21 protein-coding genes are annotated in these 24,488 nt (G+C 44.8%); 7 read left to right on the top strand and 14 right to left on the bottom strand.

The window, feature by feature from the left end; genetic code table 11:
- Positions 1-59: 59 nt before the first annotated feature.
- From menB to R7F67_RS13590, 4 genes are read right to left on the bottom strand one after another with little or no spacing between them, the layout of a single operon-like run.
- The gene (gene menB / locus R7F67_RS13605; protein ID WP_005382318.1) at positions 60-926 is read right to left on the bottom strand and encodes a 1,4-dihydroxy-2-naphthoyl-CoA synthase; all 867 of its coding nucleotides are present in this window, start codon (positions 924-926) and stop codon (positions 60-62) included.
- Entirely contained in the window at positions 919-1,746 is an 828-nt protein-coding gene (gene menH / locus R7F67_RS13600) for a 2-succinyl-6-hydroxy-2,4-cyclohexadiene-1-carboxylate synthase (RefSeq protein WP_054576732.1), read from the bottom strand. Before menH ends, menB begins: the two co-directional genes overlap by 8 nt.
- Entirely contained in the window at positions 1,733-3,451 is a 1,719-nt protein-coding gene (gene menD / locus R7F67_RS13595; RefSeq protein ID WP_054576731.1) for a 2-succinyl-5-enolpyruvyl-6-hydroxy-3-cyclohexene-1-carboxylic-acid synthase, read from the bottom strand. Before menD ends, menH begins: the two co-directional genes overlap by 14 nt.
- A complete protein-coding gene (locus R7F67_RS13590) occupies positions 3,448-4,755 on the bottom strand; it encodes an isochorismate synthase MenF (RefSeq protein ID WP_053303262.1) in 1,308 nt (435 codons plus the stop codon). Before R7F67_RS13590 ends, menD begins: the two co-directional genes overlap by 4 nt.
- 217 nt (positions 4,756-4,972) lie before the next feature.
- Here R7F67_RS13590 and R7F67_RS13585 point away from each other — a divergent pair, with 217 nt between their 5' ends.
- From R7F67_RS13585 to R7F67_RS13575, 3 genes are all read left to right on the top strand, one after another.
- Positions 4,973-6,187, top strand: a complete 1,215-nt coding sequence (locus R7F67_RS13585; RefSeq protein WP_005384283.1) for a pyridoxal phosphate-dependent aminotransferase — start codon at positions 4,973-4,975, stop codon at positions 6,185-6,187.
- 90 nt (positions 6,188-6,277) lie between these two features.
- The gene (yfbR, locus tag R7F67_RS13580) at positions 6,278-6,862 is read left to right on the top strand and encodes a 5'-deoxynucleotidase (protein WP_017634778.1); all 585 of its coding nucleotides are present in this window, start codon (positions 6,278-6,280) and stop codon (positions 6,860-6,862) included.
- A 15-nt stretch (positions 6,863-6,877) separates the two neighbouring features.
- On the top strand, positions 6,878-8,200 hold the full coding sequence (locus R7F67_RS13575; protein WP_047009478.1) for an anti-phage deoxyguanosine triphosphatase: 1,323 nt from the start codon (positions 6,878-6,880) through the stop codon (positions 8,198-8,200).
- 6 nt (positions 8,201-8,206) lie between these two features.
- Here the strand turns inward: R7F67_RS13575 and R7F67_RS13570 are convergent, their stop codons facing one another.
- Positions 8,207-8,821 carry a tRNA-uridine aminocarboxypropyltransferase gene (locus R7F67_RS13570; protein ID WP_054575199.1) on the bottom strand — a complete coding sequence of 205 codons (615 nt, stop codon included), beginning with the start codon at positions 8,819-8,821 and terminating at the stop codon, positions 8,207-8,209.
- A gap of 3 nt (positions 8,822-8,824) precedes the next feature.
- On the opposite strand from R7F67_RS13570, the gene rrtA reads away from it, so the two are divergent.
- Positions 8,825-9,376 carry a rhombosortase gene (gene rrtA / locus R7F67_RS13565; protein WP_318057222.1) on the top strand — a complete coding sequence of 184 codons (552 nt, stop codon included), beginning with the start codon at positions 8,825-8,827 and terminating at the stop codon, positions 9,374-9,376.
- A 98-nt stretch (positions 9,377-9,474) separates the two neighbouring features.
- On the opposite strand, the gene R7F67_RS13560 is transcribed toward rrtA, so the two are convergent.
- The 7 genes from R7F67_RS13560 to tig all read right to left on the bottom strand — a co-directional run bounded on the left by R7F67_RS13560 (position 9,475) and on the right by tig (position 18,412).
- The gene (locus tag R7F67_RS13560; protein WP_031777211.1) at positions 9,475-9,759 is read right to left on the bottom strand and encodes a ComEA family DNA-binding protein; all 285 of its coding nucleotides are present in this window, start codon (positions 9,757-9,759) and stop codon (positions 9,475-9,477) included.
- A gap of 255 nt (positions 9,760-10,014) precedes the next feature.
- Positions 10,015-11,874: a peptidylprolyl isomerase gene (ppiD, locus tag R7F67_RS13555; protein WP_137281804.1), complete on the bottom strand. Its 1,860-nt coding sequence runs from the start codon at positions 11,872-11,874 to the stop codon at positions 10,015-10,017.
- A 201-nt stretch (positions 11,875-12,075) separates the two neighbouring features.
- Positions 12,076-12,348 carry an HU family DNA-binding protein gene (locus R7F67_RS13550; protein WP_005382341.1) on the bottom strand — a complete coding sequence of 91 codons (273 nt, stop codon included), beginning with the start codon at positions 12,346-12,348 and terminating at the stop codon, positions 12,076-12,078.
- A 191-nt stretch (positions 12,349-12,539) separates the two neighbouring features.
- Positions 12,540-14,891 (bottom strand): endopeptidase La, encoded by a 2,352-nt coding sequence (gene lon, locus R7F67_RS13545; protein WP_005384300.1) that lies wholly within the window; start codon positions 14,889-14,891, stop codon positions 12,540-12,542.
- Positions 14,892-15,021: 130 nt separating this feature from the next.
- Complete coding sequence (clpX, locus tag R7F67_RS13540; RefSeq protein ID WP_005382345.1) at positions 15,022-16,302, bottom strand: ATP-dependent protease ATP-binding subunit ClpX; 1,281 nt, start codon at positions 16,300-16,302, stop codon at positions 15,022-15,024.
- Positions 16,303-16,372: 70 nt separating this feature from the next.
- Positions 16,373-16,999, bottom strand: a complete 627-nt coding sequence (gene clpP / locus R7F67_RS13535; RefSeq protein ID WP_005382347.1) for an ATP-dependent Clp endopeptidase proteolytic subunit ClpP — start codon at positions 16,997-16,999, stop codon at positions 16,373-16,375.
- A gap of 105 nt (positions 17,000-17,104) precedes the next feature.
- A complete protein-coding gene (gene tig, locus R7F67_RS13530) occupies positions 17,105-18,412 on the bottom strand; it encodes a trigger factor (RefSeq protein WP_005382251.1) in 1,308 nt (435 codons plus the stop codon).
- A gap of 526 nt (positions 18,413-18,938) precedes the next feature.
- Between tig and R7F67_RS13525 the strand changes: the two genes are divergently transcribed.
- From R7F67_RS13525 to R7F67_RS13515, 3 genes are all read left to right on the top strand, one after another.
- On the top strand, positions 18,939-20,744 hold the full coding sequence (locus R7F67_RS13525) for an ATP-binding protein (RefSeq protein ID WP_258474052.1): 1,806 nt from the start codon (positions 18,939-18,941) through the stop codon (positions 20,742-20,744).
- Positions 20,745-20,748: 4 nt separating this feature from the next.
- On the top strand, positions 20,749-22,086 hold the full coding sequence (locus R7F67_RS13520) for a sigma-54-dependent transcriptional regulator (protein ID WP_213915103.1): 1,338 nt from the start codon (positions 20,749-20,751) through the stop codon (positions 22,084-22,086).
- A 78-nt stretch (positions 22,087-22,164) separates the two neighbouring features.
- Entirely contained in the window at positions 22,165-22,347 is a 183-nt protein-coding gene (locus R7F67_RS13515; RefSeq protein WP_021034161.1) for a hypothetical protein, read from the top strand.
- 33 nt (positions 22,348-22,380) lie between these two features.
- Here R7F67_RS13515 and R7F67_RS13510 read toward each other — a convergent pair whose 3' ends face one another.
- Complete coding sequence (locus tag R7F67_RS13510; protein WP_005382255.1) at positions 22,381-23,742, bottom strand: TRAP transporter large permease; 1,362 nt, start codon at positions 23,740-23,742, stop codon at positions 22,381-22,383.
- 3 nt (positions 23,743-23,745) lie between these two features.
- Entirely contained in the window at positions 23,746-24,420 is a 675-nt protein-coding gene (locus R7F67_RS13505; RefSeq protein WP_005382256.1) for a TRAP transporter small permease, read from the bottom strand.
- Positions 24,421-24,488 lie beyond the last annotated feature (68 nt).

Below are 24,488 nucleotides of genomic sequence, written 5' to 3'. Positions count from 1 at the left end.
GGGCGAGGCGCTCAGGAAAAAAGGAACAGAGGAGCTAACACGCTCCTCATTTAGACGGATTATGGGTTGCGAGGGAATTTATCGAAGTCTGGGCGACGCTTCTCGTTAAAGGCATTACGACCTTCTTGGCCTTCATCAGTCATGTAGAACATCATCGTTGCGTTACCCGCTAGCTCTTGCAGACCCGCTTGACCATCACAATCTGCGTTTAATGCAGCTTTCAGGCAGCGCAATGCCATTGGGCTGTGCTGTAGTACTTCACGACACCAACGAACGGTTTCTTTCTCTAGATCCGCTAGTGGTACAACTGTGTTTACTAGGCCCATGTCTACCGCTTCTTGAGCATTGTAGAAACGACATAGGAACCAAATTTCGCGAGCTTTCTTTTGGCCTACGATGCGAGCCATGTAAGATGCACCCCAACCGCCATCAAATGAACCCACTTTAGGGCCTGTTTGACCAAATTGAGCGTTGTCAGCTGCAATCGTTAGGTCACACATCATGTGCAGAACGTGACCACCGCCAACAGCCCAACCCGCTACCGATGCGATAACTGGTTTTGGACAAGTACGAATATCGCGCTGGAAGTCCAATACGTTTAGGTGGTGCGTACCTTGGTCGTCTTTATAGCCGCCATAGTCGCCACGGATCTTCTGGTCGCCGCCAGAACAGAATGCGTCTTCACCTAGACCTGTCAGAATGATCACGCCAACACCAGAGTCGTAACGCGCATCTGCCAACGCATCAATCATCTCTTTTACCGTTTGAGGACGAAACGCGTTACGCACTTGAGGACGCGCAATGGTGATTTTCGCGATACCATCTTCAGACTTATGGTAATGAATGTCCTCGTATTTCTCGCCGCAATCTTTCCATTGAACCGGAGCGTAAAGTTCTTCTTCAGAAATGCCTACTGTTTTAGCCATGGTGATTCCCATTGTTCTCGTTACTCTCACCAAAGTGAGACTGAATTATTTGCTTGGTATGTATCGCAAACTGTTTGGGCTGCTCTTGATGGACGTTATGACCAGCGCCTTCAACTTGTCGATACGCCAACCCGCTATGTTGTGCCAGTTGGCTAAATTTTTGGTCTTTCTCACCACACAAGTAATACACTGGTATGTTCTGCTTTTGCAGTGAGGGCAACAAATATGCCTGTTTGGCTAACGATGTCGCCATCAACATATTCGCCACCGCTGAGCCAAGATTATCACTTCGCTTCGCAATGAATGTTTGTCTTTGCTCATGGTTTAGTGAAGAAAACACCGCTTGTTGGTACCAATCGTTCAAAACACGTTCAAGTGGTTCAGTTTTGAAACGCATTGCCCAGCGAGCATCATTCTCTAATCTCACCTGTTTCTCTGACTCAGTTTGAAGCCCGAAGTTTCCCCCTTCAACAATCGCGCCCGCAATATTGAGATCTGGAAAGCATTGATGGGCAATACCATGCATCGCAATGCGGCCGCCCATAGAGTAACCAATCAAAATAAGTGGTTGTTGTGAGGGAAATAATAAAGATAGTGTGGAACCAAGAAGTTTGCAGCAATCATTCAGATCGCTGCAAGAAATAGATTGGCTGTGCCCATGACCAGGGAGGTCAACCGTAACACGTTCATACTCGGGTAACGCGTTGATACACGCTTGCCAATCTTCACCGCTACCAAGCAAGCCATGCAAAAACACCAAAGTGGGCAACGTTCTACTTTGGTGTTTTTCTAATACAGGGAAACGTTCAAAGTAAAGCATTCAGACTCTTATTAAATGCCTTGAGTGTCTCAGCAGCTTGATTAGGTGGGGTTTGAACCTCGACCAGCAACGTTCCTTGGCGGTGACATAAATGCTCTTTTACAGATGATTGGAATTGCTCCAGTGTAGAAACATGCAAATACGCCAAACCAAACTGCTTTGCCGCGTGTTCAAACTGATAACCATGAGGCATTTGATAATATGTCGTTCTGCGCTCTGGTGGTACTGGCAACATATCAAAAATCGCACCGCCGTCATTATTAGTAACAACAAGTACCGCCGGCAGTTTATTGTGAGAAAATAGCGCCAGAGAATTGAGATCATAAAGTGCTGCTGTGTCACCGATATACATTAGTAACGGATTACCTCTTGCCCGTTGCACGCCTGATGCCGCAGCAAACAAACCGTCAATCCCTGATGCGCCTCGATTAGTGAAAACCTCTACACCATCCAATTTTCCGTACATATCAACAAGCCGAACAAACAAGCTATTACCCAAGAAAACATCTACGTTCTTTGTGCGCTCGTTGATGTCTGCTGCCAACGCAATTTCGTCAATGGCAGACGCTGAATCAGATAGGAAGGCTTCTTCGATACGTTGATGAACTCGCTTAACGTCATTCGCTAACCTATCAGCCCACCCAGCAAATATTGACTTCTCAAAACTAATGCGAGAAACCCACGTTTTAGGAGGCTCAACCCAGTGCGTTTGCGCCAGATGATTTTGGTTATTCCGGTCCATACAAGGTGAGACATACCAATACTGAACGTCTTTACTTTGTTGATTTTTCGATACTTGTTTATCAATCCATTGGTTCAAACGTTTGGAGATGATTCGGCTACCAAATTGGATAATAAGTTCACAAGATTCAAGCTCGTTTACGAACTCGGGAAGTTGAAGCCATACATCGTAATACGCCCAATCCGAACTGAGACCACTTTGCGGGTCTGCAAGTACTGGCCATCCCATCTTTTGTGCAAATGCCTGCGCCGACTTCGCTTGTTCAAGCGGTAAGCTGCCAATCACAACCAAGCCTTTTTTGTCTGAAAAAGGCGGGATGTTCGCCTGTGACAAATGGCTAAAACGCTGAGTATAAGTGCCGCTTCCTTTTCGCCATCCGGCGACCGAATCTAAGTAGGTTTGATAATCCGCTTTTGCGCCGTTGGAATACAAAGGCTCTGGAAATGCACAATTAATATGAACGGCACTACCCTGCAATTGCTGAGTAAACATCACTTCGTCAACAGAGGTCAGCAACCAGTTAAGCGACGTTGCTAAATTTGGGCTTGGTAAATTCAAACTGGCCGAAACATGATGTGAAAAAATACCCAATTGATTTATCGCTTGGTTTGCACCACAGCCGACAAGTTCTACTGGACGATCTGCTGTCAGCAGCACCAGTTTTTCACCAGTAAGTTTGGCTTCGGCAACCGACGGTAATAAGTTCGCCACTGCCGTACCAGAGGTAACGATAATTGCCACGGGTTCCTGAGTAGCTTTCGCTAAACCAAGAGCCATAAAGCCCAATCCACGCTCATCAAAATGAGTATGAATGGAAAAGTCGGACTGTTCTGCCGCTTCTAAAGTTAAAGGAGTAGAACGAGATCCGGGAGCGATACAAACATGCTTAACGCCAAATCGCTGAAGCTCAATCAATATGGTTTCTGACCAAACTCGATTGAGCACCGCTTGGTCATGACTCATGATGCGACTCCCAATGGCGGATGATCAGAAATCAGCGTAAGTAACGTCGACATTTTCTTATCAAGTTCTGCCCACTCATGTTCTGCCACAGAACCAGGCACAATCCCTGCGCCCGCAAACAGTTGTACTTGATCACCGAGCACAAGCGCGCTTCTGATTGCGACACAAAACTCTGCTCGTTCATGGCTTATATAACCCATTGACCCCGCGTACCAGCCGCGTGCAAAGGGCTCATTATCAAGAATAAACTGCATGGACTCTTGTCGGGGTAAGCCAGCAACCGCCGCTGTTGGCTGAAGCGCCGATAACAACTGAACACCATTTATCCCCGCTCTTAGACTAGCGTGAATATTTCGCTTAAGGTGCTGCACTTTTCGTAGTCTGACCAAACTCGGTTCAGCTTCCACTTCAACCATTTCAGAATGCGGTAATAGACGATCAATGATGTCGTCCACCACATACTGGTTTTCGTTGAGGTTCTTTTGGTCTTGGGATAACCAATTCGCCAACTCCATATCTTGAGTGGCATTGTCTCCCCGACCAATCGTACCTGCTAACGCTTCGGTATGTAGCTCATGCCCTACGCGAGAATACAAACGTTCTGGCGTAGACCCCATAAAACTGTGCTTACTGTCTAAGCTCAGCATGAAATGGAAGCTATGATGGTTATTTAAGTAACTTGCTTTAAGTAGCTGTGCAGCACTTAATGTGTTATCAAGCTGCACGGTAGAGCGACGCGCTAAAACCACTTTCTTAAAATCATCATTCTCTATACCAGTCAGAACCTTATGAACTAACTCATTCCATTGAGGCTGACTTGGCGTGTGAACAATAGAGCGGATGTGAGACGAAATTGGAGCTAAGGCCGCGACCTCACAAACCAGTTTATTCAACCCAGCTAGAGTTCGCGCTTTGTCTTCTGAAATATTAACTGCGAGAGACCACTGTTGGTCAAAACGAATTAACTCAATTTGAGGCAAAAAGAAAAAAGAAGGCATACAGCGACGATTCTTCTCATGCTGTCCATCAAAAGAGCGCCCGCCCCAGACTCTTTGCCCTTCACCTAGAATGGTATAAGCAGGACCTGGCTCAACAAAAGCGTGCAATTGCCCTAGTGCAACGACCTCTTCACGTGTATCGCGGGACTGCCAATAAAACTTAGGGAAAAGTGGTTGTGCATCAAGCCAATCAATAAATGAGAAATTAGGTTTCTCGCTAAGGGGCTCGACCAGACGTGTTTGATTGCCTTCCGATTGCTGAACTCGCTCGATAATTCTCTTTACGGCTTGATGGAACTGTGACAAATCAACCTCGTTGTATGTGAGGATAAATGGTAACTGACGGCTACTCTAAGTTTAGACCCAAAGCAAATCAAGGTCGTATGCGATCTTTTGCGAAATCCTGTGATAGCAAGCGAGCAAAACTTAACCAGCAGACAGATTATTTACAGATATATATTCTAATAAAAAACAAATTATTGTATTTTAATAAAGAAATTAACGAATTTTTAGGAATTAAACAATGCAAAATATCGGGATGTCGTCAAAACTCGACAATGTCTGCTACGACATTAGGGGTCCTGTACTCAAACATGCTAAGCGCATGGAGGAAGAAGGGCATAAAATCCTAAAGCTAAACATTGGTAACCCTGCCCCATTTGGTTTTGACGCCCCTGATGAGATTTTAGTCGACGTGATTCGTAATCTGCCGACTTCTCAAGGCTATTGTGATTCCAAAGGCATTTACTCTGCTCGTAAAGCTGTGGTCCAACACTATCAGCGTAAAGGTATACGCTCGCTAGATGTCGAAGATGTGTATGTAGGTAACGGCGTGTCTGAGTTGATCGTAATGGCCATGCAAGCGCTATTAAACAATGGCGACGAAATGCTGATCCCAGCACCAGACTATCCGTTATGGACAGCTTCAGTTGCACTATCTGGTGGTAAGCCGGTTCATTATCTATGTGATGAAGAAGCTGACTGGTACCCAGACCTTGAAGACATCAAAAAGAAAATCACACCAAAGACACGTGGCATTGTTCTGATCAACCCGAACAACCCGACAGGTGCGGTATACAGCCGTGACTTCCTACTTGAAGTGATTGAGATAGCACGCCAGCACAAACTGATCATTTTCGCAGATGAGATCTACGACAAAGTGTTGTACGACGGTGCAACACATACCTCAGTCGCTACACTCACTGAAGACGTGCTAGTCATGACATTCAATGGCCTTTCAAAAGCCTACCGTGTTTGTGGTTTCCGTGGTGGCTGGATGTTCCTAACGGGGCCTAAACATCTAGCTCAAGGATACGTGAATGGCTTGGAGCTGCTTTCATCGATGCGTTTATGTGCAAACGTACCAATGCAACATGCCATTCAAACCGCGTTAGGTGGATACCAGAGTATCAATGAACTGATTTTACCAGGCGGACGCTTATTAGAGCAGCGCAACCGAGCGTATGAACTGATCAATCAGATTCCTGGTGTTTCTTGTGTTAAACCTAAGGGTGCGATGTACCTCTTCCCGAAAATCGACACTAAAATGTACAACATCAAGAACGATCAGCAGATGGTTTTAGATTTCTTAAAACAAGAGAAGGTCTTACTGGTGCAAGGTTCCGGTTTTAACTGGCCAAAACCAGACCACTTCCGCATCGTGACACTACCGCACGTTGAAGATCTAGAAATCGCCATTGGACGTTTTGAAAGATTCCTATCAACCTACAGCCAGTAATGAATCACTGGTAGTAATTAGTGCTGATCTCTCATATGCTTAGAGGAACTCCTAGTGAGTTCCTTTTTTACACCAGAAACGGAGAAAGCCATGAAAGAAAGCCATTTTTTCGCCCACCTGGCTCGAATGAAGCTGATCCAACGCTGGCCTTTAATGCGGTCCGTCTCACCAGAAAACGTTTCAGAGCATAGCTTACAAGTTGCTTTTGTCGCTCATGCCCTTGCCCTAATTAAAAACAAAAAGTTCGGCGGCAACCTTAATCCAGAACGCATCGCGATTCTGGCCATGTACCATGACTCCAGTGAAGTATTAACGGGTGATCTTCCAACTCCAGTGAAGTATTACAACCCTGAAATTGCCAAAGAATATAAGAAGATAGAATCGGCAGCGGAACAAAAATTACTCTCAATGTTACCGGAAGAGTTCCACGATGATTTTGCCCCCTATCTTCTTTCTCACTCTGCACACGAAGAGGACGCAAAAATCGTTAAGCAAGCCGATTCCATCTGTGCCTATTTAAAATGTCTCGAAGAACTAAGCGCCGGTAACCATGAGTTCGCTCTGGCAAAAAAACGCTTAGACGTCACTTTGCAAGAACGCAGAACGCCTGAAATGGATTACTTTCTCAATACCTTTGCCCCAAGTTTCGAATTATCGTTAGATGAAATCAGTTAGCTTACGGAGATAATCGTGTCGTTTGAATTACACCCGCAATGGCAAGAGCGCCATGATGATGAGCATAAAATCCGTCGAGACGACCATCGGAGCCCGTACCAACGAGACCGAGCGCGCATTCTTCACTCGGCTGCATTTCGACGCCTACAAGCAAAAACCCAAGTACACGGTAATAGCTTGGAAGACTTTCACCGCAGCCGGTTAACACACTCCTTAGAAGCGTCGCAACTCGGGACTGGTATCGTCGCCCAACTAAAGAAAAAACAGCCAGAGTTCCGTGATCTATTACCATCAGACAGCTTAATTGATTCATTATGTTTAGCGCACGACATCGGGCATCCTCCATACGGTCATGGGGGAGAAGTCGCTCTAAACTACGTAATGCGCGAACATGGCGGCTTCGAGGGGAACGCCCAAACCTTTCGTATCGTCACTAAGTTAGAGCCTTATACTGAGCATTTCGGAATGAATTTATCACGCCGCACACTGCTTGGTTTGATTAAGTACCCTGCCCTCATTAGTCAAACACGCTCCGTCAAGTTGCCTCAACCAGCCGAGCATCAACGTAAACTAAAAGCAAAAGATTGGAGCCCAGCTAAAGGCATTTATGATTGTGATAAAGACTTATTTGATTGGGTAATTGCACCGCTTTCTGACAACGACAAGGCATTGCTTAGTCTGATGCGTTCAACGCCAGAATCGGAGTTTGAGCACAGTAAAACGCGTTTTAAATCACTCGATTGCTCAATCATGGAGCTAGCAGATGATATCGCCTACGGTGTTCATGATTTAGAAGATGCAATCGTACTTGGTATGGTGACACGTCAGCAATGGCAAGAAGGCGCAGCAAGTCAATTAGCGGACTGTGGCGACCCGTGGTTTGAAGCTCATATCGATTCCATCGGACAGATGCTATTTAGCGGTAAGCACCATGAGCGGAAAGATGCCATCGGTGGTATGGTTAACGCGCTACTGACCAGCATTTCAATCAAAGCGGTGGATGAGCCGTTTAATAACCCTTTACTTTCTTGGAATGCGTGTTTAGAACCACAGATGGCACGTGCACTTGACGTACTCAAGCACTTTGTCAGCACCTTCGTTATCCAAGTCCCGCAGGTCCAGATCGTTGAGTATAAGGGTCAGCAAATTATTATGGATATTTTTGAAGCGTTAACAGCAGACCCAGAGCGCTTACTACCCGTTCATACAAAAGAGCTGTGGTGTCAGGCGAAGAGCGAAAGCAATAAGATGAGGGTCATCGCCGATTACATTTCTGCAATGACCGATGGTCACGCACAAAAGCTACACCGCCAACTTTTCTCTTCCATCGTTCTTTAGTAACACTCAACCTTTCAAATAATTCTTTTCAAAAACGCCCGGAGGCATCTGGGCGATTTGGAATTCGATCATATTTTCAAAGGCATGCATAAGCGGTGTAAAGTCGCGCTCGGGTTCAAGCAGGCGAAGCGAATGATAACCTGCCTCGACTGTCGATAAGCTATTCTCAGAGGGCGCCTTACGAATGGTGTAGTGCCCTTGTAGTTGCTTAGGCAACTGCACGGTTGGGAGTGGATGTAAGTTGCTTGAGAGTTGCCACATTTTGTACGCTTTTTTCCACGTACCATCGAGCAAAATCAAACGTATTTTCTTAGATACACTATGACTCGCTTGAGTGATTTCAGAAATGCATCGTGACCCTTCTGATGGGTAAAGAACAAAATGTTGATATGACTCATCCGCTAATAAGTGATTTAAGACATCATCACAAGAAAAGTCCTCTCCTATCAAACAAATACAGTTATCTAAACTCAAATTGAGAATCCGTGCCGTACCAAGCGGACGATGTTCTTCACTCGTGTGCTGAAGAATGATAAGTTCTACCTCGCTTGCCAGCGGTACAATCCATTGGCAAATACACGCTTTTTGCGATTTTCCACAACGAGAACAATAACGAGACATAGAGTGAACCTTTATACCTTGCTGAGTATTATCAGCGTGATCTGTTTGATACTTCAATTTGAACCAATGGCAAGCCTAACCGAGTGGCACAGCTACAATATACGCCATGGTGAATGGTGGCGAATCGTAACAGGAAATCTCACACATACCAACTTTGCGCACTTAGGAATGAACCTCGCCGGATTGTGGATCATTACTTTTATTTTTCGCCCAAGCACTCGTAACTTCCTTATCGTTTTTTCAATCTTATGTGCATGTGTTGGTGCGCTGAATTTGTTTACCAACATATCGGTGTACGTGGGTTTATCCGGCGTATTACACGGATTGTTTGGATTTTGGGCGCTCAGAGAAGTCTTTGAAAGTAGAAGAAGCAGTGTGTTGTTAGTCGGAGGGCTAATCGCCAAAGTAGCTTGGGAGCAGGTCTATGGCCCATCAAGCAGTACTGCTGAGCTTATCGGTGCAAACGTTGCTATTGATGCTCATATGTTTGGCGCACTCGGTGGGTTAATAATGGCTTTAATGGAAAAAGGCCTTCGCCGTCGTTTATTCGGATAAAAAATCCCGAACCACGAAAGAGGGGCTGGTTCGGGAAAGCAGTAATAGGGAAGCAGATATTGTTCTGAATTCAGACTCAATATCTGCAATACATCAAGCTACAGTAAAATGCGGTCTTCGTTTTTCTTAACTGTCGCTTCACCAATGCCTTTTACGCTCTTCAAATCTGCTGCCGTTTTAAAAGGGCCATGTTCCTCGCGGTAGTCCACTATACTCTGCGCTTTCTTCTCACCTATACCTTTCAACATGGTCGCAATTTCTTCAGCAGTGGCCGTGTTGATATTTACAGTAATTTCAATTCCTTCATATTTGTCAGTGGCTGAATCCGCAGCCATGCTAAAAGGTGCAAAAACAAATAAGCACAATGTCAAAATCCATTTCATATTGAACATACAATCTCCAAAATAGTAGGCTAAAAACAGTCATCGAGAGCGAGTCACTATCAAGTTTGCAATGGAAAGCAATATGGTTATGCATTTAACAAACTGAGATGACCCGGAATTCACAACGGCCGCTATCACTTAAACGCGCACTAATTTAAGTAATGCCTATTGATGATTGAAGTTCATAAAGACAAAAATAAAACGGGCCGCTTATGCGGTCCGTTTTATTCAACATACAAATTACACTAATTGTGCTTAGTTGCTCACAACAAAGTACTCAATGTCAGTATTTGCACGCAGTACGGCTAGTACAGATGATAAGTCTTGCTGAGAAGATGCACGCTGCATTTGCATCGCAACTTGATCTTCTAACTCACTATCTAGCTCTGCGTTTACAGCATCAAGCTCGATGATAATGATGTTACCTTCAAGATCTTTAGACTGACCGTATACTGGTTTACCATCGACTGGTTTTGCCATCGCGAATACCGTTGTTGCCAACGGAGAACGACGATCTACTGTCTCTTGTTCACCAAAGGCAAGATTGTTTTCAGCAAGCACGTTCGTCTTACCTTCTTTCAATGCCGCAACGACTTGTGTTCCAAGCTCCATCGCTTCTTGCTCACCTTTAACACGAGATAGCTCTGCAACAACCTGATCTTTCACTTCTTCTAGTGGAAGAACTGTCTCGTCACGCGCATCTTCAACACGAACAACGATAATATGCTCAGGCGCAACTTCGATAGCTTCAGAGTTTAGGCCATCTTCTTTAACTTCAGGACTTAGGATAGCTTGCATTACAGCAGGGCTACGAAGCACTTCAGGTGCATCAACCTGAGAAATAAAGTCCGTTGTCTTCACTTCTTGGTTAACCGCTTGAGAAGCATCATACAATGAGTCTGGGTATTCAAACGCTACGCGCTCAAGCTCATTTTGCAACTCGTAGAATTGATCGATAGCTTGTTGGTCAACCATCTCTTGTTTGATTTCAGCAGCGACTTCTTCAAATGGCTTCGCCACAGAATCTTTTAGCTCTTCAAGCTTGATAATGTGATAGCCAAAGTCCGACTTTACTAGACCCGACGTATCGCCAGGGTTCTTCAGTGCGAATGCCGCTTCTTCAAAAGCAGGGTCCATCACATCACGCTCGATCCAACCTAAGTCACCACCGTTTTCAGCGCTGCCAAAATCGTCAGATTTATCTTGAGCAAGCGTCGCAAAGTCTGCACCCGCGTTTAGCTCATCTAGGATAGCTTGCGCTTTTGCTTCATCGTCCCCTTCTACAAGAATGTGAGCGACACGGCGTTGCTCTTCTGAAGAGTATTTGTTTAAGTGCTCGTCGTAGTACTTTTTCACCTCAGCATCAGAAACATTAACTTGTTCCTTTAGCGCTTCAGCTGACAGTTCGATGTAAGAGACTTTAACCTGCTCTGGACGTGTAAAGTTGTCTGGGTTTGCTTTGTAGTACTCTTGAATTTCTTCGTCGGTCAATTCAATATTTTTCGCAAACTCCGCTAAGTCGATCTGAATCGTGCGAATATCACGAGTTTGAGTGAACAGCTTGCCTTCTGCTTGTACTTCACCCGGCAGAATAAATTCACTGTTTTGTAGCGCATTCAGCAGTTGCTCACGAACCAATTCACGACGCATGTACTCAGCAAAAGAGTCTGGCGAAAAGCCTGCACGACGCAAAGAAGCTTGATAGATCTCTTGATCAAACTGACCATTAGATTGGAACTGAGGCATGTCTAGAATCATGCTACGCACTTGAGTGTCGCTGATTCGCAGACCCAAAGCTTCAGCTTGTTGGTCAAGCAACACGTCATTGATCATTCGATCTAAAACGGATTTGCGGAAAGATTCAACATATGCAGGGTCAGCCAGCATTTGAGAGAAGTAGTCACCCAACTGAGCTTGCATACGGTTACGCTCATTTTGGTATGCCATCTCGAACTCACCACGAGGAATCTCAGTGTTACCGACTTTCGCTGCAGAGTTGTTGCTACCACCAACGATGTAGCTACCTACACCTGCAAATACGAAAGACAGGATGATAAGTCCAAGGATAATTTTGACCGCGATGCTATTCACGCCTTCGCGTAGTCGATCCATCATAATTTAACTGCTCTCCACAATTGAAGCCTACTGCTTCTATCTAATAGAAATAATGGCGCAATAATATCAGAAAAAGAAATGCGCATCAGTATGATGCGCATAATTTAAGAAAGTTCGGCTCGAAGTTTGTAAATTTTTGTTCGAAACTTATTGTTTGAGCAAAAGTTAAGCAAATGGCCGGTTACAGAAATAACGCCGTGATTAGTTACAAGCGTCTTTCAGTGCTTTACCAGCTTTGAAAGCTGGTACTTTTGCTTCTGCGATTTGGATTTCTTCACCAGTTTTTGGGTTACGACCAGTACGTGCAGCACGAGTACGAACGCTGAATGTACCAAAGCCAACTAGAGCGACTTGATCACCAGATTGAAGAGTTCCGCTTACTGCTTCGATGAATGCATCTAGAGCACGACCCGCTGACGCTTTAGAAATATCTGCATTTTCTGCGATTTGTTCTACTAACTGAGTTTTATTCACTGTAATTTCCCCTTTGTGTCATCTGTGATTATTTTTGTGATGACTTTCGTTCCATTGTTAAGAAAATATGCTCCACCCCTTATTCATCAAGGGCTGGCAGCTATCGAAACTAACTTAGCGCCCAAAAAAAACGCTGACAAGCCTTTTTGGGCTTATCAGCGTAAACTTTTACTTATTTTTGCTACACATCACTATTTTTGAGACTCAAACTCAACGCCCGTCGGGTCTCGCTCTAGTGCGACTTTCAGTACTTCATCAATCCACTGTACAGGGATAACTTTCAGATCAGCGATAACATTATCAGGAATCTCTTCCAGATCACGCTCGTTATCTTTTGGAATTAGCACTGTCTTAATGCCACCACGGTGTGCCGCAAGTAACTTCTCTTTTAGGCCGCCGATAGGTAGAACCTCACCACGCAGTGTGATTTCACCCGTCATCGCTACTTCTGCTTTCACAGGGTTGCCTGTCAGAGAAGAAACCAATGCCGTACACATTGCTGTACCCGCACTTGGGCCATCTTTTGGTGTCGCGCCTTCCGGTACGTGTACGTGAATATCTTTCTTCTCGTAGAAGTCAGTATTGATACCTAGCTTTTCTGCACGAGAGCGAACCACTGTCATTGCTGCTTGGATAGACTCTTGCATCACATCACCAAGAGAACCCGTTTGTGTCAGCTTACCTTTACCTGGCATTGATTGAGTTTCAATCGTTAATAGATCGCCACCCACTTCTGTCCAAGCTAGGCCAGTTACTTGACCAATTCGGTTACTTTCATCCGCTTTACCGTAATCGAAACGTTGAACACCTAAGTACTCTTTTAGGTTGTCCATCGTTACCGTTACTGACTTGATGTCCTTATCCAGCAAGATGTTCTTCACCGCTTTACGGCAGATCTTAGAAATCTCACGCTCTAAGTTACGGACACCCGCTTCACGCGTGTAGTAACGAATGATGCCAATAATCGCAGAATCTTCAATGACGATTTCATCCGCTTTCAAGCCATTACGCTTCACTTGTTTATCAACAAGGTGACGTTTTGCAATGTTCAGCTTCTCGTCTTCGGTGTAACCAGATAAACGAATAACTTCCATACGGTCTAACAATGGACCCGGGATGTTCATCGAGTTCGATGTCGCAACAAACATAACGTCAGAGAGATCGTAATCCACTTCTAGGTAGTGATCGTTGAACGAGTTATTCTGTTCAGGATCAAGTACTTCTAGCAGAGCCGATGCTGGATCACCACGCATATCGGAAGACATTTTGTCGATTTCGTCCAATAAGAACAGCGGGTTCTTCACACCAACCTTCGACATCTTCTGGATCAATTTGCCTGGTAATGAGCCGATATAAGTACGACGGTGACCACGAATTTCCGCTTCATCACGCACACCACCCAACGCCATACGAACATACTTACGGCCTGTAGCTGAAGCAATTGAACGACCAAGAGATGTTTTACCGACACCAGGAGGACCAACAAGACAAAGGATAGGACCTTTTAGCTTGTTGATACGGTTTTGAACCGCCAAGTATTCAAGGATACGTTCTTTGACGCGTTCTAGACCGTAGTGATCTTCATTAAGAACCTCTTCTGCTTTCGCTAAGTTTTTCTTAACTTTTGAGCGCTTAGCCCAAGGAACGCTGACCATCCAATCGATGTAGCTACGAACCACTGTTGCTTCAGCAGACATTGGAGACATCATCTTGAGCTTTTGCAGCTCTTGCTCTGTCTTTTCACGTGCCTCTTGAGGCATTTTTGATTCGTCAATCTTCTTCTGTAGCGTTTCGAACTCGTCTGGTGCGTCTTCCATCTCACCAAGTTCTTTCTGAATCGCTTTCATTTGCTCATTCAGATAATACTCACGCTGAGATTTTTCCATTTGCTTTTTAACGCGACCACGAATTCGTTTTTCAACTTGCAGCAAGTCGATCTCTGATTCCATCTGGCCCATCAGGAATTCCAGACGCTCAGTGACGTCAACAATTTCAAGCACTTGCTGCTTATCCACCAACTTTAACGGCATATGAGCCGCAATGGTATCCGCTAAGCGTGCGGCTTCGTCGATACCATTAAGTGACGTTAGCACTTCTGGTGGAATCTTCTTGTTTAGCTTAATGAACCCTTCAAACTGATTAATCGCGCTGCGAACAATCACTTCTTGCTCACGCTCATCCAATTCTGGCGTAACAACAAATTCAGCTTCCGCTAGGAAGAAGTCACTCTCTTTAAAGTGATTGATTTTTGCTCGCTGCTGGCCTTCGACCAATACTTTTACTGTGCCATCCGGAAGCTTCAAGAGCTGGAGAATGGTGGCTACCGTACCTACGTCAAATAGGTCGTCAACCGTAGGCTCGTCAGTGTCCGCTTGCTTTTGTGCCACAAGAAGAACTTGTTTGTTGGTTTCCATCGCCGTTTCTAGACAGCTAATCGATTTCTCACGACCAACAAACAATGGAATAACCATGTGTGGGTAGACCACTACGTCACGTAGAGGTAGTACCGGGATCTCGATACGCTCGGAACGTTCCAAGTTCATATAATTCTCTCTTCCGCTTTCACGTTTAACGTATTACTTAAGGCAGTATATGGGGGCTAATTGTTTGGATTCAATAAGAGAAATAAAAAAAGGAGGTAATTACTTACCTCCTTTTTCATTATGGCTGAATTTACTCTGCTCCAGCTGCCTGATTGTCTGCGTTACTGTAAATAAGCAGTGGCTCTGACTCGCCATTAATGACGGACTCATCAATCACGACTTTACTAACGTCTGTTGCAGATGGTAATTCGTACATGGTTTCAAGTAGCACGCCTTCAAGAATCGAGCGTAAGCCACGAGCACCTGTTTTACGCTCCATTGCTTTTTTCGCGATAGCGCGCAGCGCATCTTCACGGAATTCAAGTTCGGCGTTTTCTAGCTCAAACAATGCTGCATATTGCTTGGTCAGTGCGTTCTTCGGTTCACATAGGATCTGAATCAACGCTTCTTCATCAAGCTCAGTCAGTGTTGTTGTTACAGGTAGACGACCAATGAATTCTGGAATGAGGCCGTACTTCACTAAGTCTTCAGGTTCAACTTGAGTAAATAGCTCACCTACCGTCTTCGATTCATTCTTCGAACGAACTTCAGCACCAAAGCCAATACCTGTACCTGTTGCAACACGCTGCTCAATCACCTTGTCTAAGCCAGCAAAAGCACCACCACAAATGAACAGGATCTTAGATGTGTCCACTTGTAGGAATTCTTGCTGAGGATGCTTACGACCACCTTGAGGTGGAACCGATGCAACCGTACCTTCGATAAGTTTTAGTAGCGCCTGCTGAACACCTTCACCAGATACGTCACGCGTAATAGATGGGTTTTCAGCTTTGCGTGAAATCTTATCAATTTCATCAATGTAAACGATGCCGCGTTCTGCTTTAGCTACATCGTAATCACATTTTTGCAGAAGCTTTTGGATGATGTTTTCAACGTCTTCACCTACGTAACCGGCTTCGGTTAGTGTCGTCGCGTCTGCCATTGTAAATGGCACATCCAAGAATCGAGCTAATGTCTCCGCAAGTAGTGTTTTACCGCTACCTGTAGGACCAATTAGAAGGATGTTACTCTTACCAAGCTCCACACCTTCGCTCGTTGTATCACCATTGCGTAAACGCTTGTAGTGGTTATATACCGCAACTGCGAGCACTTTTTTCGCGTAATCTTGCCCGATCACATAGTCATCAAGGTGTTCACGGATCTGTTTTGGCGTTGGTAACGCTTCAGATTCTTTCTTAGGGAGAACATCCTTGATTTCTTCGCGAATAATATCGTTACACAAGTCGACACACTCGTCGCAAATGTACACTGACGGACCTGCGATTAGCTTGCGAACTTCGTGCTGACTTTTGCCGCAGAAAGAACAGTACAGCAATTTACCGCTGCCACTTTCTTTGCTTTTATCTGTCATTCGCTAACCTCTTAGCCTTTACTCTTCATGAATGAGTGTATATCAATTTTTGCCAAAATGCGCTGGCTAATTACTCGCCACGGTGGCTTAACACTGCATCCACGATACCGTATTCCACAGCCTGCTCTGATGACATGAAGTTATCACGATCAGTATCGCGCTCAATGACTTCAAGAGGTTGGCCTGTATGTTCTGCTAACAACTTGTTTAGCTTCTGTTTAATCGTCAGGATTTCCTGAGCATGGATTTGGATATCAGAAGCTTGACCCTGGAAACCACCCAATGGTTGGTGGATCATTACACGAGAGTTAGGCAGTACGTAACGCTTACCTGGCGCACCACCTGCAAGCAGGAAGGCACCCATTGAACATGCTTGACCCATACACACAGTGCTGACATTTGGCTTAATGAACTGCATGGTATCGTAAATAGACATACCAGCTGTTACGCTGCCGCCTGGCGAGTTGATGTATAGGAAAATATCTTTATCTGGGTTTTCAGATTCTAGGAAAAGTAGCTGAGCCACGACAAGGTTTGCCATGTGGTCTTCCACTTGACCCGTTAAAAAAATCACGCGCTCTTTCAGCAGACGTGAGTAGATGTCGTAAGAGCGTTCGCCTCGGGAAGTTTGTTCAACCACCATTGGTACTAGCGCGTCCATAATTGGCGACATTGCATTTTTTTCTTGGTAGCTCATATTCTTATGTCCCTAAAATAAATGGCCCGGATGATGACTATCATACGGACCATTGTTAGCAGAATAGTTAACGTTAAGTCAACCTTCTACGCAAGATATTGCTTATTAAGCAGCAGGTTGTTGTTGGTTAAGTAGCTCGTTGAAGCCTACTTCTTTCTCAGAAACCTGTGCTTTAGCGATGATCGCGTCGATTGCTTGCTCTTCTAGAGCTACGTTGCGCATGTTGTTCATCATTTCTTCGTTTTGCTCGTAGTAAGCAATAACTTCTGATGGATCTTCGTATGCAGTAGCCATTTCTTCGATTAGCGCTTTAACTTTCTCGTCGTCCGCTTTTAGCTCTTCAGATTTGATTACTTCACCTAGTAGAAGACCAACAACTACGCGACGTTTAGCTTGTTCTTCGAACAGTTCACGTGGAAGCTGAGCAGCAGCTTCTGGGTTACCACCGAAGCGTTGTGCAGCTTGTTGACGTAGAACTTGGATTTCTTGCTCGATAAGCGCTGATGGTACGTTGATGTCGTTTTGCTCAACTAGACCGTCAATCGCTTGCTCTTTGATGCGGTTCTTAACAGCTTGCTTAAGTTCGCGTTCCATGTTCTTACGAACTTCAGCTTTAAGTGCTTCAACACCACCTTCAACAACACCGAACTTAGCAACGAACTCGTCGTTTAGTTCTGGAAGTTCACGAGCTTCAACTTTGTTCACTTTGATTGCGAACTTAGCTGCTTTACCTTTTAGGTTTTCAGCGTGGTAATCTTCTGGGAAAGTCACGTCGATGTCGAATTCCATACCAGCAGTTTTACCTGCGATACCGTCTTCGAAACCAGGGATCATGCGACCAGCACCCATTTCTAGAGGGAAGTTCTCAGCTTTACCGCCTTCGAACTCTTCACCGTCGATAGAACCAACGAAGTCGATGCTTACGCGTTTGCCATCTTCTGCTGCTTCTTCAACTTCAACCCAAGTTGCTTGTTGCTTACGTAGAGTATCGATCATCTCTTCTACGTCTGCATCTTTAACTTCTGTTAATGGTTTTTCAACAGTGATGCTCTCTAGGCCTTTAAGCTCAACTTCTGGGTAAACTTCAAAAGTTGCAGTGAAAACTAGGTCTGAACCTTCTTTGTTCTCTACAGGAGCGAAAGTTGGAGCGCCAGCTGGGTTGATTTTCTCTTTAACGATAGCTTCGATGAAGTGGCGTTGCATTACTTCACCGAGAACGTCTTGACGTACTGCTTTGCCGTACATCTTAGCAACCATTTTTAGAGGCACTTTACCCTTACGGAAACCATCGAAACGACGGTTTTTAGCGATGTTGCGTAGTTCAGCTGTTACAGCGTCTTCGATGTTTGCAGCTGGAACAGTAATGTTTAGACGGCGCTCTAGGCCCTCTAGCGTTTCAACAGTAACTTGCATTATATATAAACCTCTAAAGTGGCTCGGTTTTCCGAGCGTATGAGCGAAACTCAGAGGAGCTTACGCTTCATCCTTGTGTAGTGTTCTGTCCGAACACCTAATTTAAAATCGAGTATCGATACTGGTTGTCAGTACCGGACTAATCAGTGATATCTTCGATAAAATAACCAAAGGTATCTCCTATTAGCCTCAGGACAGAATTTTTAGACGCGACATTCTAGCGATCTGTCGCAACCCTGTCGAGCCAATAGCCACTATGTGGACATTGTCTGCGCTAAATTCTCGAATGCTGACCCATTTTTTCTTCAAAAATGCGATTCAGACACCGTCTAAGCATCGCCAGCATATCTAGAATGGGGACAATAGCGACTTTTTCAAGAGAATCGACCGGTTTTTTTATCGAAAAGCCTAAAAAGAGATCTTGCTCTTGTTTTACTCCACAGAGTTGAAAACTAAATCCCTAATCCTTCCTACAAACTATTAACATTTTCTTACGTGACCAAAGGAAGTTGTAAGGAGTGTAAGGATGTCGCAAAAAAAACGGATTCTGCTGACATTTTTTGCTTTCTATTTCCTGTCCGCAATTATCGGTGGCCATTGGGTTTGGCAGACCAGTTATCAATCTCTACTTGATAAACACCAATCACAGCTGGAGCAATTTTCTGGCCATATAAAAAATAAACTCGATAAGTACGCCCATATCCCAAATCTTCTCGCTAAAGATGATCCTCTTTATCAAGCGCTTCAGCACCCCAACAACAGTGCGCAACTGGAAATCACTAATCGGTATTTAGAATCCGTTAATGGCGTGATTGAAGCAGCGGATACGTACTTAATCGATCAATGGGGTACAACGATCGCGGCCAGCAACTGGCGTAAAGAGCGCTCCTTTATCGGTCGAAATTTTGCATTTCGACCTTATTTCAAACAAGCCATTGTAGGTAAACGAAGCCAATACTATGCACTGGGCTCAACATCTGGTAAACGTGGCTACTACTATTCTTATCCCATCGTATACGCTGGCGGTGTACTTGGTGTCGTCGTGGTGAAGATGGACCTAAGTAAGATAGAGGACAACTGGCAGCAACCTAACAGTGTTTTTGTCGCCAGCGATCCATACGGAATTGTTTTCATGAGTAGCCGAAGTGAATGGCTACTCAAAAGCTTACAACCACTGACAAAAAAAGAGAAAAAGCAAGTTTGGGCAAGCCAACAATATCTTGATGCGCCAATTGAAACGCTTGGATTAGTAGGTAGTTTGGACGAGGTGCATTCTGAGCTTAAACAGGGTTACCCATACAATAAAGGAACCTTGGTGGTCTCTTCGCTGCCCCTTCCCGAACTCAAACTGACTATTCGTGTGCTGTCTCCTAAACAGTCGATCGTTTGGTTCACCATGGGTTACATCTTTGTACTCACTCTAGCATTCATGGTTTTGTTTTTAATTGGTCAGCTTATCTATCACCGTCAACAGCGTCACTTGCAACTTGAACGAATTCAACAAGAAGCAAATCAAAAGTTGGAATATCAAGTCATGGCACGGACTGCCGAGTTGCAAGCGGAGATCGCACAGCGTATCGATACCGAACAAACTTTACGCGTTACTCAAGACGAATTGGTGCAAGCAGCGAAACTCGCGGTGTTAGGACAAATGTCAGCCAGTATCAGCCATGAACTGAATAATCCACTTGCGGCAATTCGTAGCTTTGCGGAGAACGGCAAGCTGTTTCTAAAAAAAGAAAAATATGAGCGAGTGGAAGATAATCTCACTCGCATTTCTGCTCTCACTGACCGTATGGCAAATATCAGTCAGCAACTTCGCTCTTTCGCCAAAAAAACCAGTGGTGACGAGTTGGCTCAATCTCGATTGTTCCCTGTGATTGCCTCTGTAAAAGAACTGATGAAGCCCGCATTTAAATCAGGGCGCGTCACGTTAGAAACAAATTTGCCAAAGCATGATGTTGAAGTGCAGATCAATATTATTCAACTGGAGCAAGTGTTGGTCAATTTACTGACTAATGCGATAGAAGCACTCAAAGAACAACAAGACAAACAGGTAGAATTATCTGTAGAACACGATGAGCACACTGATTTGGTTTGGATTCATGTTGATGATAATGGCCCAGGGCTTGGCTCTTTCTCACTTTCTGATTTATGTGAACCGTTTCTAACTACTAAACTGAACGGTTTAGGTTTGGGTCTCTCTATCTCGCAACAAATCTTAGCCAGTATGAATGGAAAATTATGTGCCCATAATCGAGAACAAGGCGGCGCTCGATTCTCATTGTGTTTACCTATCACTTCTTACAACACTGAACCATCAAAAGGATAAGATCATGTGTCAGGTGTTTTTTATTGATGATGAGGCCGATCTCAGAATCGCTATAGAACAGACCTTTGAACTGGCGGATATCGACGCCAAGTTTTTTGTGGATGCAGAATCGGCTTTAATAGCGATGCAGCAAGGAGAAGAAGTTGGCGTCGTGGTCACTGATATCTGTTTGCCGGGCATTTCTGGTATGGATATGCTGACAACTTTGACTCAACGCGATGCAAACTTACCCGTCATCATGATCACTGGACACGGTGATATTTCCATGGCTGTGCAAGCCCTTCATCAAGGCGCTTACGACTTTATTGAGAAACCTTTTGCGCCAGAACATTTGGTTGAAACGGTTAAGCGGGCGATTGAGAAGCGCAAACTAACCAATGAAAATGAAAAACTGCGCCTGTCACTTAAAGCCAGTAAAACCCTTGGTCCACGAGTTATTGGTGAAACCTCTAGCATCCAAATATTACGAGAGACCATCACCCAAATCGCCGATACCGACGCCGATATTTTATTGTTTGGTGAAACCGGTACAGGGAAAGAGTTAATCGCTCGTTCTTTACATGAGCAAAGCTCTCGCCGGAACCAAAACTTTGTCGCCGTAAATTGTGGAGCGGTTCCAGAGAACTTAATTGAGAGTGAACTCTACGGCCATGAAAAAGGCGCATTCACTGGCGCCGAAAGCCGTCGTATCGGTAAATTTGAGTTTGCACAAGGCGGCACACTTTTCTTGGATGAGATCGAGTCGATGCCTATCCAAGCCCAAATTCGTTTATTGAGGGTATTACAAGAGCGCGTGATTGAGCGTGTCGGTTCAAATGAATTATTGCCTTTAGATATTCGAGTGATTGCCGCAACAAAGGTCGATTTAAAACACGCAGCTGAAGAAGGTACTTTCCGTCAGGACCTCTACTATCGGCTCAATGTCGTGACCCTGGATCTCCCGCCACTACGCGAACGAAAAGAAGACATTCCCGCCCTCTTTCACCACTTTCTGTTGGTAGCAGCTTCACGTTATGGCAAAAGCTCACCTAGCTTGTCACCCCAAGATCTAGCGCAACTGATGAGCCATGACTGGCCTGGCAATGTTCGAGAACTCAGAAATGCTGCAGAGCGTTTTGTGCTATTGGGTAAGTTAATTCAGTTGGGAGAATCGAACCCAGTTGCTAAGTCTTCCTCAAGCCTTGCAGAGCAAGTGGCGGAGTTTGAGAGAGCAGCCATTGAAGGCGCTTTATTAGAAAACAACGGTAGTATTAAACAGACAATGTGCCAATTGAATGTGCCAAGAAAAACTCTTTACGACAAGATGCAGCGCTACCAAATAAATAAAGACCTTTACAAATAAAACACGTTCAAATAGCTGGCATTATATTCAACTTTAATCATAATTTTTAACAACGGGTTTATCATGGTTGTTATAGATATGAACGAAAAAGTGAGAATACCGATTGTTACAGATACCGTGCTCGTAGACGGTTGCTATCAAGAAGAGAGAAGATTCGGTGAAGAGCGTCGTAAAAATAAAAAGAGGTGGCGACACTATGAACGTCGAATTAATTCAGACCCGCGCAAAACTTGTTACAAGTCAATAGACGAAGAGGTGTGAATTCTCACACCTCTTTCTACTTTCTGGCTTCCATTACTTGGTAATGATCTCCGGCCCCATCAAGGTAGTAGGCAACCAAGTCGAAACCCATGGTACATATGTGACGATAATTAGGAACAAGAACATCACTCCAACCCAGGGTAATGCTGCCTTCACTACGTTCATCATCGACATTTTGGCAACACCAGCGGTCACAAATAAGTTAAGACCCACGGGCGGCGTTATCATTCCTATCTCCATATTCACCACCATCATTATGCCCAAATGAATTGGGTCTATACCTAATGCAATCGCAATTGGGAACACGAGCGGCGCAACAATGATCAACAAGCCTGATGGCTCCATGAACTGACCACCAATCAGCAACAAGACGTTCACCACAATCAAAAAAGTGATTGGTCCGAGACCAGCCGAGAGCATCGACTCGGTGATCATTTGCGGGATGCGTTCTTCCGTTAAAACATGCTTCAAAATTAAGGCATTAGCAATGATGAACAGCAGCATGATGGTGAGTTTTCCCGCTTCATACAGGGTGTGTTTCGTGTCTTTATGAACAAAGGTTTGGAAGATTTTAACGAGCGCAGGTTTAGTGTTTTTCTTGTCTGCAAATGGCCCCATGTCTTTGTATACAAAGTTAGCAATAAAGAATGAGTACACAGCAGCAACCGCAGCGGCTTCTGTCGGCGTAAAGATACCGCCATAGATACCACCAAGAATGATGACGACCAACAACAAGCCCCAGCTTGCATCCTTGGCGGCATCAAAAGTTTCTTTCCAACCGACAAAAGGTTGCTTTGGAAGGTTCTTGATTCTCGCGGCAATGTAAATCGCGATCATCAACATGACACCCGCCAGCAAACCGGGAATCACACCACCAAGGAACATACGTCCAACTGACACATCCGTTGCGGCTGCATACACCACCATCACAATCGAAGGTGGGATCAAAATCCCTAGCGTACCTGCGTTACAAATTACCCCAGAGGCAAACTCTTTTGAGTAACCGTTTTTGATCATACCTGCGATAACAATACTACCTATGGCAACAACCGTTGCAGGTGAGGAACCTGACAACGCGGCAAACATCATACACGCGACAACCGAAGCCATCGCCAAACCGCCGCGGAACCAGCCTACAATGGCAATGGCGAAACGAATGATCCGCTTTGCTACGCCACCCGTCGACATAAAGCTTGAAGCCAATATAAAGAATGGAATAGCCAATAGCGTGTAGTGGCCCGCGAATGCATTAAACAGCGTTTGAGCAACTGACGCTAAAGAGGCATCCGAATGCATTAAAAGGAAAAGAACACTGGAAAGGCCCAGCGAAATAGCAATTGGCACGCCAACCAGCATAAAGCCAATTACCATCAAAAATAGAAATAAGATATCCATGGCTTATTGCTCCTTGTTTTTAGCGTCTTGCGAGGCCTTTGGAGCCATTACGTCTTCAGCGTCACTCATCTCAGCTTTAAGAGATTCGAGCTCTTCCTCCGCTTCATGTCCTGCAATCAAGCGATCGAGCTTACCAGTAGCGATTTGCCACGTGACTTGAACAAATCTAAACGTTAGTAGCGCCATTCCAAGTGGCAAAGCGAAGTAAGGAATAAAACGTGGCAGCTTTTCATAACGCTCTCCCTCATTTAACCAGTCGGCCATGAACTGGAGCATTTCAGGCATTGGAATATCGTCCGTTTCATACCACGCTCGGTCAGTAGCGAACGGATACCAGTAGTTCCAAGCGCCAATTAACAGCAAAATAGAGAAGGCTAAGCAACACATTGCAGCAAAAAGCGCCAGGGCTTTTCGTTTACCTTCCGGAACGATGTTAATAATGACATCGACACCAATATGAAAGTGTTTTTTCACACCATAAGATGCGCCAACCAACACCATCCATGCGAACATGAAAACGGTGAGCTCAAGCGCCCAAAGAATATTGTCGTTAAAGACATAACGAAAGATGACATTGGCAAAGGTCAGCAAGGTCATGGCACCCAAGAAGAAAGCAATCAAAGTCTCTTCAATGGCATCGGTGATTCGTCCAGCCTTGGCAAAAAAAGTCTGTTCCATAATTACATCACGTCGTCTGTAGGGGGAAAGAGCCCCCTCAGTTTGAGAGGGCTAAATGTGCTAGGTGT

It is taken from the genome of Vibrio sp. YT-17, assembly GCF_033337375.1.
Taxonomy (GTDB): Bacteria; Pseudomonadota; Gammaproteobacteria; order Enterobacterales; family Vibrionaceae; genus Vibrio; species Vibrio alginolyticus.
This window is presented reverse-complemented; position numbering and strand designations above follow the sequence as displayed.

Excerpts from the sequence above, each read along its gene's own strand:
- clpP (WP_005382347.1), bottom strand. The coding sequence starts at position 16,999 with ATGAGCTACCAAGAAAAAAATGCAATGTCGCCAATTATGGACGCGCTA.
- R7F67_RS13525 (WP_258474052.1), top strand. The coding sequence starts at position 18,939 with ATGTCGCAAAAAAAACGGATTCTGCTGACATTTTTTGCTTTCTATTTC.
- R7F67_RS13505 (WP_005382256.1), bottom strand. The coding sequence starts at position 24,420 with ATGGAACAGACTTTTTTTGCCAAGGCTGGACGAATCACCGATGCCATT.
- R7F67_RS13560 (WP_031777211.1), bottom strand. The coding sequence starts at position 9,759 with ATGAAATGGATTTTGACATTGTGCTTATTTGTTTTTGCACCTTTTAGC.
- tig (WP_005382251.1), bottom strand. The coding sequence starts at position 18,412 with ATGCAAGTTACTGTTGAAACGCTAGAGGGCCTAGAGCGCCGTCTAAAC.
- menB (WP_005382318.1), bottom strand. The coding sequence starts at position 926 with ATGGCTAAAACAGTAGGCATTTCTGAAGAAGAACTTTACGCTCCGGTT.
- menD (WP_054576731.1), bottom strand. The coding sequence starts at position 3,451 with ATGAGTCATGACCAAGCGGTGCTCAATCGAGTTTGGTCAGAAACCATA.
- R7F67_RS13510 (WP_005382255.1), bottom strand. The coding sequence starts at position 23,742 with ATGGATATCTTATTTCTATTTTTGATGGTAATTGGCTTTATGCTGGTT.
- R7F67_RS13570 (WP_054575199.1), bottom strand. The coding sequence starts at position 8,821 with ATGTCTCGTTATTGTTCTCGTTGTGGAAAATCGCAAAAAGCGTGTATT.
- yfbR (WP_017634778.1), top strand. The coding sequence starts at position 6,278 with ATGAAAGAAAGCCATTTTTTCGCCCACCTGGCTCGAATGAAGCTGATC.
- R7F67_RS13520 (WP_213915103.1), top strand. The coding sequence starts at position 20,749 with ATGTGTCAGGTGTTTTTTATTGATGATGAGGCCGATCTCAGAATCGCT.
- lon (WP_005384300.1), bottom strand. The coding sequence starts at position 14,891 with ATGAACTTGGAACGTTCCGAGCGTATCGAGATCCCGGTACTACCTCTA.
- clpX (WP_005382345.1), bottom strand. The coding sequence starts at position 16,302 with ATGACAGATAAAAGCAAAGAAAGTGGCAGCGGTAAATTGCTGTACTGT.
- R7F67_RS13515 (WP_021034161.1), top strand. The coding sequence starts at position 22,165 with ATGAACGAAAAAGTGAGAATACCGATTGTTACAGATACCGTGCTCGTA.
- ppiD (WP_137281804.1), bottom strand. The coding sequence starts at position 11,874 with ATGATGGATCGACTACGCGAAGGCGTGAATAGCATCGCGGTCAAAATT.
- R7F67_RS13585 (WP_005384283.1), top strand. The coding sequence starts at position 4,973 with ATGCAAAATATCGGGATGTCGTCAAAACTCGACAATGTCTGCTACGAC.
- menH (WP_054576732.1), bottom strand. The coding sequence starts at position 1,746 with ATGCTTTACTTTGAACGTTTCCCTGTATTAGAAAAACACCAAAGTAGA.